We start from the raw sequence: 16,033 nt of genomic DNA, 5'->3' as shown, positions 1-16,033 counted from the left end.
CCATCGTTATTGAATAATGAACAACACCTTCGTCCCATCCGGGTACTTCTCGACTTGATTGCTGACCCAGCTGCCGGCCCCGCGATTATCCGACGGGGATATATAACGGATATCGGCGCCTTCCCCGCCTTCCTTGCACATAGCCATGGGCCACTCGTCGCGGTCATAGCCTTTTTTGGTCGGGACATCATGAAGCGATTTCTTGCGGTTCTCCTCCGCCCCTTTTCGATCGATCGTGCATACGGCGGATTCCCCGGAGGCTATAGCGTCCTTGATATGCTGTGCCGTTTCAGGAAAACGGTCGGATGGAAACATCAGCTGCACATTGGCAGTGCTGTTTGTTTCCTCCACCTCCATATGTTTTTCATAAAAAAAGGAACCGATAAAAACAGAGATACCTAATGCAATGGTGTACAAAAACTTTTGCCTGTGCTTTTTCAAAACGCTGCCTACCCTTCGTTAGTGTACCTATATTTTAAAGGCTCAGCGGATGGGTGTAAAGATCTACCATTTCTCAGGCATTTCAAGATAATTGCTGATTAAACATATTGAAAATCTTCTTGTCCGCCGTTTTATCCAGTATCGCAAATACGATTTTGTCAAATAAGGAGCCATAACCCTCATCTAGGATAACCTGCTTGAACATACGAGCAACCTCACGCGGGTCGTTCCTGAATACGCCGCATCCGTAGGCCCCAAGCACAATGGCGCTGTTCCCCTGCAAAGCCGCAACGGACAAGATGGATCGGATTCTGTTTGTCATGATAGGTATAATTTGATCCGCATTCTGCGGTTCCCTTTCTCTTACGACCCCGGCATTCACCGCAGGTGCCGTAATCATCGAGATGCAGTAAGGCTGCCGTAAAAGTGTCCCTCTATCCTCCCTGAAAACGACGACATCGGGGGAATAAATCATATAGTCCGAATAGAGGCAGGTCTTGAGGCTCCGGTTGTAGGAATACATTTCGTTCATTTGGGCTATGCATGGATAAAGCGCTGACGAACGCGCCAAACTTTCTTCCTGTGCCTGACTTCCGCCTAGGAAGCCTCCACCCGGATTTTTGGCTGAAGCAAAGTTCAGACAGGCGCTCTTATTACGCTTTTCCTCCAGAACAAGCCTAGCCGACGCTTCCAAAGTCGATTCATCCGTTACTTCTATGATAGGTCCTCCGGTACAAGCATTGCGATCTATTTTGGTAACAATTTCACTGTTCAGTCCTTCAAGCATGTCTGGCGAATAAAGAAGGGAGGCTCGAATCGCCTCCTTGATCTCATTTTCAATGACGATTTGGCTACCCTCCGTGTGATAATACCCTTGCTCCAGTATCTCAAGAGTCTCCTTAGCCATCTTTGATCTTATTTCCCGATTATTTATGGATCTGTCCATAGATGAATCCCCCTTGCTGTAAAAAATCTGTAGATCTCAACTATTCTGCTAATCGATAAAGCGTAACTTGTACATCCGTGAAAATTTCATGGATCATCCCGTACACGATTTCCCAATCTCCGCCGCCACGATCGCAGCCTATTTTATATGGAAGCGCAATAGCGTAGTGATGCTCTCTTGCAAAATCATGCAGCTGCACGAAGGCGCTCCTTATGGCATCATAATCGGTATATTTTCGCTTATCCCGTCCGTAGTATTCCTGCCCGAACAAATTCGCTACGAAGGTACCGCTGCCCTCGTTTCTTTCGACGATTTGGCATCTGCCCAATAAATGCTGCTTATGCTGCGAGCAATATTGGAGATAGGCTTTGTATACATCAGAAAATTGTTGTTTGATCTGTTTAGCAACACCGGACCCCATAACGGATTGGCAATTGACCTGATGCCCTATAATAGGCTCCACAGCCTCCAACAAATTCCCATCTACTGTAGTAACTGGCATTATGAAAACTCCTTTTAAATGTTTTGATAACTCCTTCCGATTTACATCGTTTGGTTCCAAAACGGGTTATAGCGATACAGCTTCGAAGGACGGTGCCCTGCATCCTTTGTGGATTCGTTAGTTTCGACAACCATAGGGGCTATCTTTCTGCGGAATGCCGCTGCCAACAGCTCTTTTCCAAGCACGACTTCGTATACTTGCTGAAGCTCGGATAATGTAAAACGAGGCGGCATCAGATTAAACGCGATATCCGTGTATTCGATCTTGTTCCGCAGGCGCTCTATCGCATACTCAATGATCTTGGCATGGTCGAAGGCGATTCCTTCCGTATCTACGATCTCACGCACGATCTTTCTCGTACGTCCTCTCGTTATTTCAGTAATTTTCACAGTAGCCGATAATAAATCGTCTTCATGGCTTAGTGTAATTTTCATCAGCCTCTCATGCTCATAGCCGTCTTCCCAAAGAGTCCTCTTTTCCTGGAACATTTGATAAGTCACTTCGAACCACCCGGCATCATCTGCATCGTCCCCGGCCTTTACCACCAATGCAGAGCGATCGACAAGCGCCATGTAGGAACAGCTGATGACCCGCGTACGAGGATCACGATCCGTATCTCCCCATGTAAATAATTGCTCCATATAGATATTGTCGATATTGGTCTCGCTTCTTAATTCCCTCTGGGCTGCTTCTTCTATACTTTCATGCACCGATACGAAACCGCCCGGCAGTGCCCACTGACCGATATAGGGATGCTCCCCTCTCTTTATCAATAGAAGCTGCAGCGATTTTTCCGGAAGCTTTCTATAGTTGATCTGATCTTTGTCCATAACGGTAAAAATAAGCATGTCGACAGTAACCGAAGGCCGTTCATATTGACTCGCATCATATTGCTGTAAAAATTCCTGTTCCGTTATCCCATTGCGGTCGCGACGGATTGGCTCGTTCATAGCTCTCACCTAATATCATCAAATTGTTATTATCATTTTGTTAATATCTATTTGTTATTATATCCTTGCTGTCATCAGGATGTCAATACATTCCATTAAATAACCCCATTTGTTTAGAAGCTTAAAAAATTTGCTTCGGTCCCTCCGTGGGTGTACCATTCCAAAAGAAAAAAGCCGCTTGCTTCTGCAAACAGCTTTCCTCCCACTACGCAGCTTGTACATCAGTCATCCATTTCCTTATAACCGAATGGTAAACGGATGTGAACCAATATCGCTTGCCTGTCCTTACGAATGATAATATCTTCCGCTTTTCATAACTGCCGGTTCAACGGATATCCCTTTTGGAAATCATGGTTTCTTTTTTAGCCAGTACTGCAATATAATCCATGATTTTCTTCACATTGGCATCGATGATGCCCGTATCGGTATGAATAGTAACTTCAGGATGCTGAGGAGGCTCATAGACGTCAGATATACCGGTAAACATCGGAATCTCGCCTTGCATCGCTTTGGCATAAAGACCCTTGACGTCGCGGCGTATACATTCATCCAACGGACAATCCACATAGACCTCAATGTATGATTCCAGCGTGCCCCGCGCATAATCCCTCATCTCTCGATAAGGAGCGATCATGGAGATAATCGTGGTGATTCCATTGCGGTTCAGCAGCTTGCTAATGTATACCGCACGCCGTATATTTTCCATCCTGTCCTCTTTACTGAAGCCAAGCTCACATCCAACCGCACGACGCAACTCATCGCCGTCCAGGCATTCAACCATGACACCGGCTTCCTTTAAGGCTGACGCCAGCGCCGCTGCCGTCGTAGTCTTTCCTGAGGATGGCAGTCCCGTAAGCCAAATGGTCGTACCTTGAGTTGGCATAACTTGTCATCTGCCCTCCTTTACTACAGGAATTCTTTCCAATAGCCGATTCCCGTAAATTTGTTGTAGCTGAAGCTCCGGCATATGGATGTAACCGATATAACAATCGCACTGCTTCATGCGGCACGTACGTGCTTGGGCAAGGCCTTCGATACCATCTTTATATAAATTCCCTATCACTTGCCTGTCCTTATAGCATCGCTTGACCCGGCCGTCCCCCTGGGCATAAAATACGTCCTCCCCTGCCCTGCAAGGCTTGCCAATGCTGTCATAATCCATTGCATTCACTGTAAAATGAGGATCTATCCCGCTTAGGAGCTCGAGATCTTCCTGCGAGTAGTAATCCGGTTTATCTTTGAACGCATTGACCCACAGATACACATCATCTGGCAGGGATTGTCTTAGGGAAACAATGGATGGGAAGGCGCTCCTAACTCCAACCGAGCCTACGCTGAAGGAGATTCCCCGGGAATACAGTTTCTCGCACTGCGAAAGAAACCGGCTTTCCTCCGTTTGTCCGGGGTGGTAGGTCGCCCAGAATGCCGCCGTAACGGGGTTCAGCTCTTCCGTCCAATCCAGCTTGGCAGATAGATTGGTTTGGATAGCTACTTTATCGACATGGTTCATATGAGACAGAGCTACCATAGCCTCGCGGTACCATCGGTGAGTAAGTCCTTCTCCGTATGGGTTAAAAAATAGGGAAAGCCGGTGCCCTCTGCCTTCCTGATCTTTTACCCAGTCGACAAAGGTCTGGACTTGCCGCCGGTCTTTGGCTAAAGTCTCGGCATCATCGATATTTTTGCTGAAGGGACAATAGGGGCAATCGTAATTGCATGAACTTAGGCTTCCCCGGAAATAAATGGTTGCCCTCATGAGACAACACAGCTTTCCATGAGCGCGCGTATGTTCGAAGAAATGAACCAATCCCCTATAGCATCGGAATACATGATTCCTTCGCTCGTTAACCGCAGCAATACGGGGCTTAGCTCTGCAAGGCCTGTGCGCTCCAACAGCTGCAATTCCGGATAATCATCCAACGGCTTGGTGCCAAAGCGGGAGGTGTAACTGTCCAAGGTAAGCCCCTCCGTGTGCAGCAAAGCCTTGAGAATAAACCGGCGCTTCTGCTCGTCCTCGCTCAATAGGATTCCATAATCCGCTGTTGTGTAATCCTGGGCCGCCACATAGTCGGCAATGATACTAGCGGTTGCGGAACGGCCGACACTGTATCTGGAAGAATAGTGTACGGATCGGGTATAAGAGCGGGCCCCGCAGCCGAGCCCTATCATCCCTTCCTCTTGACAGCCGTAAGGAAGCAGCGGTTTAGCCGAGCCCGCCTCCGCTTTCGCAAATCTGCGCATGGAATACTGGGTGTATCCTCGTTCCATCAGTCGGTCGCGTGCAGCGGTATAGAAAAGCAGCCTTCGGTCCTCTCCGCTCTGCCTGATTTGTTCAGGCTTCACAATCGTATGCTCGCGCGTGTATAAAGGATATAAGAAGATTTCTTCCGGCTCATAAGACAGTGCCTGATCCAGCGAGTACAACCAAGAGTCGATGGTTTGACCGGGAAGCCCATAAATCAGATCCAGATTTAGGATAGGGAAGGCGTACTGTTTCAGCAGATCCAGTGCCCTTGCAACCTCCTGGGGCTTTTGCGGACGGTAGATCGCTTCCGCTTCCGCCTCGATGAAGCTTTGAATCCCCATGCTGACACGATCGACCTGACGGGTTTTCAGTATGGACAGACGTTCCGTTGTGACCGTCTCAGGGGACGTTTCTACGGAGATCGATGTTTTGGATGAATCCATCCCTGCCGCATCTTCAGCGATGCGAAACAACCGATCAAGCTGATACGGCTCCAGCAGCGTCGGAGTACCTCCGCCGATCGCAAATCGGGCAATGGGCTTATGCCGGATGAAGGAAGACCATTGATAGGCTTGTCTCTCCAGTGCATCGACATACTCGGCATGTACATCAGCCCTCTTGTCGGGCAGCGTAAACAAATTGCAAAATCCGCAGCGGGCTCCGCAGAACGGAATATGCATATATAAAAAAAACGTGTCTGCCGGTTCCTGGCTCCACAGCTCGGATAAGGGCAGCTTCGTCTTAAACTCACGATAAGAAGTCTTATGAGGATAAGAGTACAGATAAGACCGATATGGCTCTGATGTAAGGCTCTCCTTCCAGCTGCGAAGAGCCTCGGGATTCTGAAGGAGATCCGAGTATTCGGGATAAACCGGATGGGGCATTAAGATCGGCTCCTTTCGCTGTTATAAAATGAATTCACGGTACGGCACATTCCAGACGACTTCATGCGCAAGCCGATGACCGACATAACCGTCCTCGCCGTAGGCGGTGCCATGATCCGAGAAGGCCATGCAAAAAACAGGCCGCTCCCGTTCACGCAGAGCCTGAAACAGCCGGCCAAGCTCCCCGTCGACATACCGAAGCGCGGCGCGCTGCGTTTCTACGGAATCCTTCTTCGCCCCGGGAACGTAATAATGGTTCGGTCCGTGGATGGCGGATATATTCATAAACAGAAACAGCCGTTCTGTTGTTGGCGATTTTTGCAGCAGCTTGATGGCGTGATTCACCTGATGCTCTGTGGAACGAGGATTCGTGACGCCGAAGGTCATCCGCCAGTAGCTTTCTTGAAAATATCCGGGAAGCACTTTCGCGAGCGGAACCTTTTTCGTAAAGAAAATGACCCCGCCGATGCAGATGGTGCGATATCCCTCAGCCTGTAACCCTGATACGATATCCGTGGAATCAAATTGCCAGGTGTACGGATGGGTCTTGAGGCCGGTATTTTTGGAATGAAACAGCCGTACATGCTCGGATTTGTTCGTGTTTGCCGGCGTAGGCAAAAACCCTCCAAAAAAAGCGTGATGGGCCGCATAAGTGAAGCTGCCCGGCGTATGGCGCTTTTCCCAATGTCCGCCGCCGCACAAGTTAGGACAATGTTCCTCCTCTAATACAGCCGCATCGTAACGCAGCGTATCCAGAGTAATCATGACAATATCATGACTCCCGACAATCTCATTCATGTTAACCATCTTGGTGATCCTCTTTCATTGTGTTAGTCTCGAAGCTGCGAGTTCGTGTTGTCCGCTAGACAATCCTATCCCATCGGGCTTCGCAGAGACGTTTTTATCATTTCCCACTCGTAGGGGTCATGCCCTTCGTAGCGGCTATGGTATAGCAAATCTCCGAACGGATTGACATCCAGAATGTATGGCCGGAAGGCTCCGCTGCTTAATAATACGTCGATGCCTGCAACGCTGGAATGAGAAAAGGCCGCCAATGTCCGTTCCGCGCAATGACGAACGGTAGATTGGACGTCGCGGGACAATTCTATCTCCGTAAAGCTCTTACGCTCGCTGTCCAGATGAAGATTCGTTATAGGGGTCCTGCTGACCCTGGCAATGCCGTGACACGCTTCACCCTTAACGACCAGCTGCCTGATATCGAAGGTGCAGTCGCGATAGGACGCTTTGGGAATCCACTGCTCGATATGGGCGCCGTGCCCCAATAACCAATTAACCATTTGGCGGATAGAGGAACCGTCTCTATTATTCGCCAGCTTTTTTACATTATAGAACACAGGAGGTCTCGATTGATAATTCTCCACCCTCAACGTCGTCACCGCGGACTCCGCACCCGTAACCGGATTCACCTGATAAGCAATAACTCCGCATGCTCCGGAACCGGCAGCGAGCTTGATGAAGATTCGATAGATTCGTTCCTTGGTCATGAGCTCTCTTAACGACTCATAGTCTGGAATCATTTCCGGCGATGCCAATCTTCGTGGAACCGGCAAGCCTGCCTCCGATAGCACCTGATAGGTATATCGCTTATCGAACATGGCCGCAATGTCCTGAGGGGCATTCATCCATTCGGACTCCAATCCTAGCTGCTTTGCTTCCCTGTCCAGTCGAGATAACAGCCGGCAATAGCCGCGAAACCATTGCGATGGGTGATAGAGCTTCCCCTTGTTTTCCTTCAGGTTGAGGGCTATTCTGACGGACATAGGCTGAAAGGGCCGATCTCCAAACCTTATCCAGCGGTCATCCGCAGGATCCGCTTCCGCATCCGGGGCGCCAAGCGCAATCAGATCACGTTCCACCCCGAAATGCTCCCCCGGTGCGTCAAGTCTCAGCAGAGGGGGCTCCTCTGCTGACATCCCGTGCATTAAAACCGTCGAGGTCAAGGAGGCTCTTCCCTGAAGCAGATCTTGGTAGCTCAACAGAATGGCTGGAGGCAACCCCAGCTTGGCTCTTGCTGCCTGAAGCCCGGTTGTTCTTCGATTACCGGGGTTGCCAATCAGAATCATCTTCCGGCCCATTGCTACTCCGTCAAAGCCGGATAGCGATAATCATCTTCATCATCGGCAGCCTGCTGGTCGCTTGTATCTACATTAAGTCCGCTCTGATTCCAGCGCTTCATCATCTCATCGGACATGTAGTGATAGTTAAGGTCAAGCAGCTTCAGCTTCTTAACCCTTTCGCTGTTAATTAGAGCCTCAGCTCCCTTATCTGTCAAAGTCCCCATCGAAAGGTCAAGCGTATGTAATTGATCCAGAATAGGGGCATCGGCCAACGCAATGGCAATTTCATCCTGGATTTCACTGTCTTTAAGCCCGAGATAAGTAAGCTCAGGGAATTTACCCGGTTCGATGAGAGGGAGAACATCCTCCAGACTGCCGTCAAAACCGTAATTATCCACCCCGAGATAAAGCTCCAGTTTTTTCAGCTTTTTCAAGCTTCCTTCGCTGATGCTGGCAATAACATCCTTCCCGAGCCCGCCGCAAATGATAGTAAGCTCCTCCAGCTTCTCATGACGAGCCGGATTCAGCTCGAGTCCGGTGCTTCCTTTAATAGTGAGAGATTTGAGCTCCGGATAAGCTGTTAATAGAGGCGCAAGGTTGGACTGGTTGATCCAGGAAACCTCGCATTCTTCATAGCTCATGTCACCAATAAACAGCTTGGTGAGGCGCGGAAAGCGGTCCTTCAAACGGACGAGGGCCTCCACAACCTCGCTGGAATCATTCTCGTAGGCTCCGCCCCAATCTCCAATGATGAGGCTTTCCAGCTGCGAGGCCTCTTCTTTATTGGCAAGCTCTTCAATCAGCTCTACCATATTGACACCATTCTCGTACTGATCATAATCGACAACTAGTTTAAGTTCGGACATAAGGAACCTCCTGGTAATTTATACTAACCTTGTATCCATTATAAAAGCCGTTTACTAGAGTTTCAAATGTTCCACTGGTTAATTCACATCGCCAACGTAGATCCCTTGTGGAATCAAGCCTTCAGCTGTCCAACTCTCCCCGATTAGTTAGTTGCTTCTCCAAAACATTATTTTCTAATAGTGCAAATAAAAAATGGATACTCGGGGTAGACTTCGTACCGTTGCATGCGTTCAAGCTTATGACCGGAATGGTCTATGTACTGCTCCAGTAATCCTTGAGCATTATTCTTTAGCCTGGACATAAACATCAATGCTCCATCCTGCTTCAACAGGTTTATGCAGGAATCCAGGCACTTATGAACATCACCGGAATCCCTGGCTGTAGAGCCGATTAACGTTACAAGATCAAACTGTCCATCAGACATGCTGGTCTCAAAAATACTCTCGCAGACGACTCTAGAAGGATTCGGGTGACCTTCTCTCTTTTGGCGGTAAGCAAATAAATCACACAAGTCCCGGTCAATGTCGATACTCGTCAAGCAGCCTTTTCCATTCAACCAGTAGCCTAGATAATCATCCCAATCTCCGGTGCCGATTCCTACATTACATACCTGGAGACCATCCTTAACCTCAAATGCTGTTCTAACGTAGTCCCGGGTCGCCAGTTCCGTATAGAGACAAGCGGGAGAGCTGTTCCATTCCCCGGCTTCCGGACTTCTCAGATTCAAATAATACTGAAGCAGCCGTTCATCCATGTTCATCCCTATCCCCTCCTGCACAGGTTTAAAACAACAAAAGCCGCCGTACTGGGATGCCGGCAGCCTCTCAAGATGTTCGTTATTTTGTGTTAGTAAATTTGTTTCACCGATTGATCTTTCGCTGATACGAATACAATATGGTTGTCATAGGCAAACAGCCGAGATACCGGATCGGTGACGGACAACTGCAGCTTTCCGGTTTTATCAAGAACCTTAAGCCCGTAATCTCCGCCTGCGGAAATTTTACAGATCACTTGATCGTTCATACGTTCGACGCCTTCCAGCGATTCCTCTACCAACAGCGTATCCGTTTGCGACGGTTCAGCTTTATACAGACGAGTTGATCCATTGGCATCTTGACTTATATAAAACAAATTGCCGTCAATTTCATCATACCAATTCCCTGCCGGGTTATGAGATACTTTCTGCTCCCCGGTTCCGTCCAGATTGGAGGAATACAAGAAATGATCCTCATCCTTCACATAATACAGCTTATTATGGATTATTTTAAAATGACTCACCGCTGCATTAACGATCGTATCGATTTCATTCGTTTTCAAGTTCAAACGGTAGATCTGATTAAGCTGCCCCTTATTCAAGTCAACCGGATAAGAGGACGCCATAATATACGCGTTATCCCCGATCACAGTCGTCGAGCGGTTGCCCGCATAACCATCCGCAATATGCCATCCATAAATGAAATTCGGATTGCCAATGCTTTTGCCGTTGGCCGCGTCTTCTCCATCTGGCACCAGGATGAGATTATTGCCACTTGGTGGAACGGATAGATTGACGATCAGATTGCCGTATGAGGTGCTTTTGATATCGAAATATCCCCGATGTACCTGTTCGGCCGTTCCGTCCTCCTTCACTTTGCAGTAGACATCCGATCCCATTATCGCCCCGCCGTTATGATAGGAAAACCATAGACCGTCGTCCTTTATAAAAAAATCCAACTGCTTATTGAAGCCTTTCGAGGTACTTACTTCGTACGAATACACCAATTGGGTCTTTAAGGTATCTTGTACTGGAGCTCTGTATATCTCGTTCGTAGTTCCCGTAGTTTTTACGAAATAATAATACCCTTTATACAAAGCAACATCATTATCCCCGGCATAATCCGGCAGCGGTACAGCAGCTACCTGCGTATTATCGGATCGGATCGAGAGCCCGTTGGATGGATTCCAATCATATTGCCATCCGAACTCGTCATGAGCGAATTTCCAGGTCAACGGGAAATAAATGATATCGTTATAGCTTAATAATGGATAGGGCTCCGTTCCATTGTTTATTATTTTATTATTAATAGTTATATCGAAATCAGGTATGGTTGCCTTCATGCTCGTAGGGTTTTTACGGTTCGTCTGATAGGCCTCGTAAGAGGAAGCTACCTTGTCTTTGGCGATGCCTAGTCCTTCCTTCGTTGACCAGTCGGTTTTTAAACCTAGAAGCCGGGAGTCATACCAGGTCATTGGAACATAGGTGATGTCCTTATAAACCAATAGCGGATATTGGCGGTAGGGATTATCAACTTGATTACCGTTTAATTGAACGTTGAAGTCGGGCAAAGATACCCGAACACCGGTATCCGCCGCGAAGCTGTTCCAGGGAGCAGCTCCCGTACTTATGCATAAGGCCAAAAGACCGACCCATAGATATTTTTTCTTCATCGCTTGTAACCCATCTCCTCTCGATGTTCAACACTTAAGCATTAGACGCCGAATCGTTAGCTTTGTTGCACCTCGGAACTTCATTCTGCAGTTATGTGTTCCCGTCGTAATAGAGATGCTCTAAGGTAACGACCCGCGAGAGACCTAAGGCTTCCGCCACCTTGATGGATGCCCTGTTGCTATCGAGAACCTGATATCTTGGGACAAGCTTCCTCTCCAACAGACGATTGACAGCTGCGGCAGCCACCCTTCTTGCATAACCCTTTCCACGTTGGTCAACACGGGTAAAGACAGCTCCGATCTCCCATACATTGTCATAGTTGTAATAGGTCAAGCACGTACTTACCGGTTCTCCCGCTGTATAGAGGGTGTAAGATCTGGCTCCACGCTGAAACATGGCCAGTAATTCCTGCCGGTCATATCCGTTATTCATCCATAGCGAAACCAGGCTTTCATTATAGCCGCTTTCTTCAATGTCCCCGGATATCTCCATGTTGGGAACCGGAACCAACCGGGAATAGGTATAAAAAGACCGCATGAATGTTACCTTAAATCTCGCCTCGATACACTCGCGGTACTCCTTCTTCTGGCATTTAAATATCAAAGGCTTCCCAAGAGGCAGCCCGCCCAACAGCTCATCCATTAGTCCTTGCTCCGATCCGGCGATCATATTAATGGATTCCGCCTCCGGATAGCTTCTGCGATCATAGGATGAGCAGCATACTGGCAAGCATAGGGTGAGCGCCCACTCCTCTCCCCGCTCCAACAGCCTGCATTCTATGGAATCTCTGTAAGCTTCCAGCATCTTAAGCATCGTGATATTCTCCAGAACATGGCCGCTTAAAAGTTGCACCACCCTCTGCAGCTTACTGGATCGTCCCATTCCCCCGTCAGCCCCTTTACCAGCTGAGTTAAAATAGCTCTATTTCATAGCGTCCAAATCGGATTGTGTGATATCGTACTCCCATCTTACAAACCGCGACGGCTTGTTAAGATATTGGGGCTCGCTTATTCCCTCCGTCCAATAGGTTAAGGAGTCAGGAAGAATGATTTGCGCAGCATATTTCCCGGGAGCTACGAATCGGCCATCCAGATCCTTCAAATCCCAGACGGGAAGCTTGGCATCATACCACGCATAGACCGGTACCGTTCCCTCCAACGGAGCCAGCTTATGTTGAAACAAAGGCCGATCCCCTGCCGGTTCCACCTTGACGATTTGATATTCGATATGGAGCGGCTCTATGCGGATCGGCTGTGTTCCTTGGTTTTTAAACTGCAGGCTATGCACCAGCCCTTTGCGTGCCGGATCCAGCCTCCCCATCCCGAACACCAGCCCTTCATCCATTAACAGCATCCCATCATGGTAGCCCGTTGTTGTCGTCATGGACCATGAATCGTTTACCCGTATCCGGTAGGAATGCATGTCGCCACGAACATGAATCGTTTGATTCAGCGGTACGATATCCCCCTCCTGCAAATCATTAAAAAAGTCCATATCCGTTGAGCCGATAATTTGGTCTTGCTGGTCCAGTATATCCAGCTGTATTTTTTTATTGAACAAGTCTTGGTTAACCCTTAAAAATCCACTCATTATGAGATCTGTAAATCCCGTTTGATTATTCTTGCCTGCATATTGGATGCTCGGCTGAGCCAGGCTTACGTAGCCCTCCGGATCCTGCGAGGTGAAATCGGACTCCGACATCCCGGCGTAAATATCAATGATATTCTTCGTCCCATCGGCCGTTGGGCGATATTGAACCGCTGCTCCCATAGCTTCCGCAAAGGCCCTTAAAGGGATGTAAGCTTTGTTATTGTAGTTGATTACGGGGTCCTCGTTCTCGTTGATTTCCTTGACGGAGCCGTTCAGGAGAATGTGTACTTTGCTGGGGAAAAGCATGGCCTGAATCGTATCCGAAGCAGCTGCCGCCGTACATAACGACAATCCTATGCCTGCACATAATCCGGTGAAAAAAGAAAGTCTTCCCATTGAAACCGCTCCTTTCATGCGTTCTGAAGCATGCCGTTTCCATAGGTATAGACGCGGGGTAAAGGCTGTTGGTTTCTATGTATTGCCAAAAATAACAAAAACCCGCTAATAAGCGGGTTAAGTCTATATTACAAGTTAGTCTGCCAGTTCCACGTTATGGTACACTTGCTGAACATCATCCAAATCTTCCAGGGCATCGATCATTTTTTCAAATTGAGCTTGTCCCTCTTCCGGCAGGGTGACGAAATTTTGTGCAAGCATAGTGACTTCAGCAACGGTAAATTCCTGGATGCCGGCATTTTTGAAGGCTTCCTGTACGGCATGGAATTGATCCGGCTCAGCGTAGACGATCACGTTCTCATCTTCCTCGATCACATCACGAACATCGACATCGGCTTCAAGCATAATTTCGATGACTTCATCTACGGTTTTCTCTGCAACGCCAATAATAGCCGTAGAGTCGAACATATACGCAACAGATCCGCTTACGCCCATGTTGCCGCCGTTCTTGCTGAAAGCGGCGCGCACGCTGGAGGCGGTACGGTTAACGTTATTGGTCAATGCGTCGACGATGACCATCGAGCCGTTCGGTCCGAAGCCTTCATAACGAAGCTCCTCGTAGGTTTCTTCAGAGCTTCCTTTAGCCTTATCTATCGCGCGGTCAATGATGGATTTGGGTACATTGTACGTCTTAGCCCGTTCAAGAACGACTTTCAACGCTCTATTAGATTCCGGATCCGGCTCGCCTTTTCTCGCGGCTACATAAATTTCGATACCGAACTTCGCATAAATCCGACTCGTGTTGCCGTCCTTCGATGCTTTTTTCTCTTTAATATTATTCCACTTGCGGCCCATACTGTTCCCACTTTCTTAATTTATTCAATAACATTATAACCGATTTTGTTATAGATTTGGACTTGTTTGATGATTATTCAAAAAATTGAAGCGGAATTTGTTATATAAACTGACATAGACGGCTGCTGTTCCCTGGTTTCCTATGTATTGCTAGAGCTTGAATTCAATATAATCCATTCTCATATTCACCTGCAAGAGCAGCTGTTCGGCCATATATTCCGCAGAATATTTGAAATTGGTTTCGGCCCAATACATAATAACGCCTATCGTAGCCGCCATACGGTAGCTGAGCATGATTTCATAATCGATAGGAGTATCGCTTTCCTCCATTTCGATATGCATGTCTTTTCGCATCGACTCACGCAATAAATCATAGAGCTCCAGGACCATCGCCCTGTTTACAGTTAATAGCGCCTTAAACTCATCCTTGTGTTGTTCAATATGCTCGAACAGCTGCAAAGCGGAAGGCATAATTTGTGTCGCATCCACACGTTTGAGCCCCTTATAAGGCTCCAGCAGCGCTTCCGACATGCCTTGCAGAAATTCATCATGAATAGCCTGGAGCAGCTCTTCCTTCCCAATAAAATGGTTATAAAAGGTGCCGCGGTTATAGTCCGCCTGGTTGGCAATATCGAGAATCGTAACGGATTCATAGCCTTTGTCTAATATCAGCTTCACAAATGCAGATTTGATAGCTTGGCGAGTTCTCTTCGCCCTTCGGTCGATCTGAACCTCTGTCATCAAGCACTCACCCCATGAATGTAATGCTCTTATTATAACCATTTTGCGATGCTCATGAAATTCGAATGTAATGGCTGCCGGGCATTCAACACCGGGATAAGACTCTGTAGAAAATCTATGAGTTTTTGAACAACGTCTACTCCATATGTTCATTACATGACACACCGCCGGGGATTGATTATTGTAGGCTTGGCCGGATGAGAGGTAAGCTTAAGAGGTAGTCAGTTAACAAAATTCTATTCATTCTATATACAGGGAGCGATCATATATGAGCACAACACAAGTGAAAACGGCTGTCATCACCGGTGCCGCCGGCGGTATCGGAAAAGAGCTTGCCCGCCGGTTAGCAGAGCGCAAGCTGAACCTAGTTCTCGTCGACTTAAAAGAAGAGGCCCTGCGTGACGTGATTCAGGAGCTGGGCTTGAATGAATCCAATTCGCTTGCCGTAGCGGCTGACGTATCTAAAGAAGAAGACGTGCAAAACTACGTGAACCAAGCGGTTGAGAAATTCGGTGCCATCGATTATTTTGCCAATAATGCCGGTATTGAGGGGCCAGCAGGACTGATTGAGGACCAAAGCGTCAAAGCGCTCGATCTTGTATATAATGTCAATGTGAGAGGCGTATTCTTGGGCCTGCACTATGTTATTCCGGTTATGAAAAAACAGCAGTCCGGCGCTATCCTCAACACCTCTTCGCTTGCCGGTCTCATGGGGGCACCCGGAATGTCCCCCTATATCATGTCCAAGCACGCGGTTATCGGACTCACCCGTGTTGCAGCGAACGAGCTCGCCTCATTCGGTATCCGCGTCAACGCCGTTCTTCCAGGAACGATTAATACGCGGATGATGCGTCAGATCGAAGCAAACTCCGGTCATGCGGAAGAGTATAAAGCGGCGAATGAGGCAGCCACTCCATTGGGACGATACGGTGAACCACAAGAGGTAGCTGCTGTCATGAACTTCCTGTTGTCGGAGGAAGCTTCCTTCGTGACCGGTTCACTGTACACAGTTGACGGCGGTATGATAGGACAATAAGCTCAGGTTCTCTCTACTGACCGAAATTTTATTTCTTAGTATACCCCGGTTAAAATTAAAACCGATGAACTTGC

General features: G+C 48.0%; 17 protein-coding genes. 1 reads left to right on the top strand and 16 read right to left on the bottom strand.

Translation table 11 applies throughout. The annotated features are described in order from the left end of the window. Positions 1-6: 6 nt before the first annotated feature. The 16 genes from B1728_RS07425 to B1728_RS07355 all read right to left on the bottom strand — a co-directional run bounded on the left by B1728_RS07425 (position 7) and on the right by B1728_RS07355 (position 14,923). Positions 7-441 carry a NucA/NucB deoxyribonuclease domain-containing protein gene (locus B1728_RS07425; protein ID WP_483310967.1) on the bottom strand — a complete coding sequence of 145 codons (435 nt, stop codon included), beginning with the start codon at positions 439-441 and terminating at the stop codon, positions 7-9. An 82-nt stretch (positions 442-523) separates the two neighbouring features. Beyond that, positions 524-1,387, bottom strand: a complete 864-nt coding sequence (locus B1728_RS07420) for a TIGR02452 family protein (protein ID WP_079909535.1) — start codon at positions 1,385-1,387, stop codon at positions 524-526. A 40-nt stretch (positions 1,388-1,427) separates the two neighbouring features. Continuing rightward, positions 1,428-1,889 carry a macro domain-containing protein gene (locus tag B1728_RS07415; protein ID WP_079909534.1) on the bottom strand — a complete coding sequence of 154 codons (462 nt, stop codon included), beginning with the start codon at positions 1,887-1,889 and terminating at the stop codon, positions 1,428-1,430. Positions 1,890-1,930: 41 nt separating this feature from the next. Then, positions 1,931-2,839, bottom strand: a complete 909-nt coding sequence (locus tag B1728_RS07410; RefSeq protein ID WP_079909533.1) for an NUDIX hydrolase — start codon at positions 2,837-2,839, stop codon at positions 1,931-1,933. A gap of 325 nt (positions 2,840-3,164) precedes the next feature. Beyond that, positions 3,165-3,722, bottom strand: coding sequence for an adenylyl-sulfate kinase (gene cysC / locus B1728_RS35720; protein ID WP_144027791.1), 558 nt, complete (start codon positions 3,720-3,722; stop codon positions 3,165-3,167). 6 nt (positions 3,723-3,728) lie between these two features. Then, complete coding sequence (locus B1728_RS35715) at positions 3,729-4,595, bottom strand: STM4011 family radical SAM protein (protein ID WP_144027790.1); 867 nt, start codon at positions 4,593-4,595, stop codon at positions 3,729-3,731. Beyond that, positions 4,592-5,968: an STM4012 family radical SAM protein gene (locus B1728_RS07400; RefSeq protein ID WP_079909532.1), complete on the bottom strand. Its 1,377-nt coding sequence runs from the start codon at positions 5,966-5,968 to the stop codon at positions 4,592-4,594. The genes B1728_RS35715 and B1728_RS07400 overlap by 4 nt, the downstream gene beginning before the upstream one ends. 21 nt (positions 5,969-5,989) lie before the next feature. After that, complete coding sequence (locus B1728_RS07395) at positions 5,990-6,775, bottom strand: STM4013/SEN3800 family hydrolase (RefSeq protein WP_079909531.1); 786 nt, start codon at positions 6,773-6,775, stop codon at positions 5,990-5,992. A gap of 65 nt (positions 6,776-6,840) precedes the next feature. Continuing rightward, positions 6,841-8,064 carry an STM4014 family protein gene (locus B1728_RS07390; protein ID WP_179135932.1) on the bottom strand — a complete coding sequence of 408 codons (1,224 nt, stop codon included), beginning with the start codon at positions 8,062-8,064 and terminating at the stop codon, positions 6,841-6,843. Positions 8,065-8,066: 2 nt separating this feature from the next. After that, on the bottom strand, positions 8,067-8,912 hold the full coding sequence (locus B1728_RS07385; protein ID WP_079909530.1) for an STM4015 family protein: 846 nt from the start codon (positions 8,910-8,912) through the stop codon (positions 8,067-8,069). 167 nt (positions 8,913-9,079) lie between these two features. Then, positions 9,080-9,673 carry a methyltransferase domain-containing protein gene (locus tag B1728_RS07380; protein WP_079909529.1) on the bottom strand — a complete coding sequence of 198 codons (594 nt, stop codon included), beginning with the start codon at positions 9,671-9,673 and terminating at the stop codon, positions 9,080-9,082. Between the two features lie 86 nt (positions 9,674-9,759). After that, positions 9,760-11,340 (bottom strand): DUF5050 domain-containing protein, encoded by a 1,581-nt coding sequence (locus tag B1728_RS07375; protein ID WP_079909528.1) that lies wholly within the window; start codon positions 11,338-11,340, stop codon positions 9,760-9,762. Positions 11,341-11,431: 91 nt separating this feature from the next. Continuing rightward, the gene (locus B1728_RS07370) at positions 11,432-12,223 is read right to left on the bottom strand and encodes a GNAT family N-acetyltransferase (protein WP_079909527.1); all 792 of its coding nucleotides are present in this window, start codon (positions 12,221-12,223) and stop codon (positions 11,432-11,434) included. 39 nt (positions 12,224-12,262) lie between these two features. Further along, positions 12,263-13,327: a stalk domain-containing protein gene (locus tag B1728_RS07365; RefSeq protein ID WP_079909526.1), complete on the bottom strand. Its 1,065-nt coding sequence runs from the start codon at positions 13,325-13,327 to the stop codon at positions 12,263-12,265. Between the two features lie 135 nt (positions 13,328-13,462). Further along, complete coding sequence (locus B1728_RS07360) at positions 13,463-14,182, bottom strand: YebC/PmpR family DNA-binding transcriptional regulator (RefSeq protein WP_079909525.1); 720 nt, start codon at positions 14,180-14,182, stop codon at positions 13,463-13,465. 150 nt (positions 14,183-14,332) lie between these two features. Then, positions 14,333-14,923 (bottom strand): TetR/AcrR family transcriptional regulator, encoded by a 591-nt coding sequence (locus tag B1728_RS07355; RefSeq protein ID WP_179135931.1) that lies wholly within the window; start codon positions 14,921-14,923, stop codon positions 14,333-14,335. Positions 14,924-15,191: 268 nt separating this feature from the next. Here B1728_RS07355 and B1728_RS07350 point away from each other — a divergent pair, with 268 nt between their 5' ends. Further along, positions 15,192-15,959, top strand: a complete 768-nt coding sequence (locus B1728_RS07350; RefSeq protein WP_079909523.1) for an SDR family NAD(P)-dependent oxidoreductase — start codon at positions 15,192-15,194, stop codon at positions 15,957-15,959. The last annotated feature ends 74 nt before the right edge of the window (positions 15,960-16,033 follow it).

The sequence above is a fragment of the Paenibacillus sp. 32352 genome, from assembly GCF_002042965.1.
In the GTDB taxonomy this organism is placed as follows: domain Bacteria; phylum Bacillota; class Bacilli; order Paenibacillales; family NBRC-103111; genus Paenibacillus_S; species Paenibacillus_S vulneris.
The sequence above is the reverse complement of the archived record's forward strand: the minus strand, read 5'-3'. Positions and strand labels throughout refer to the sequence as shown.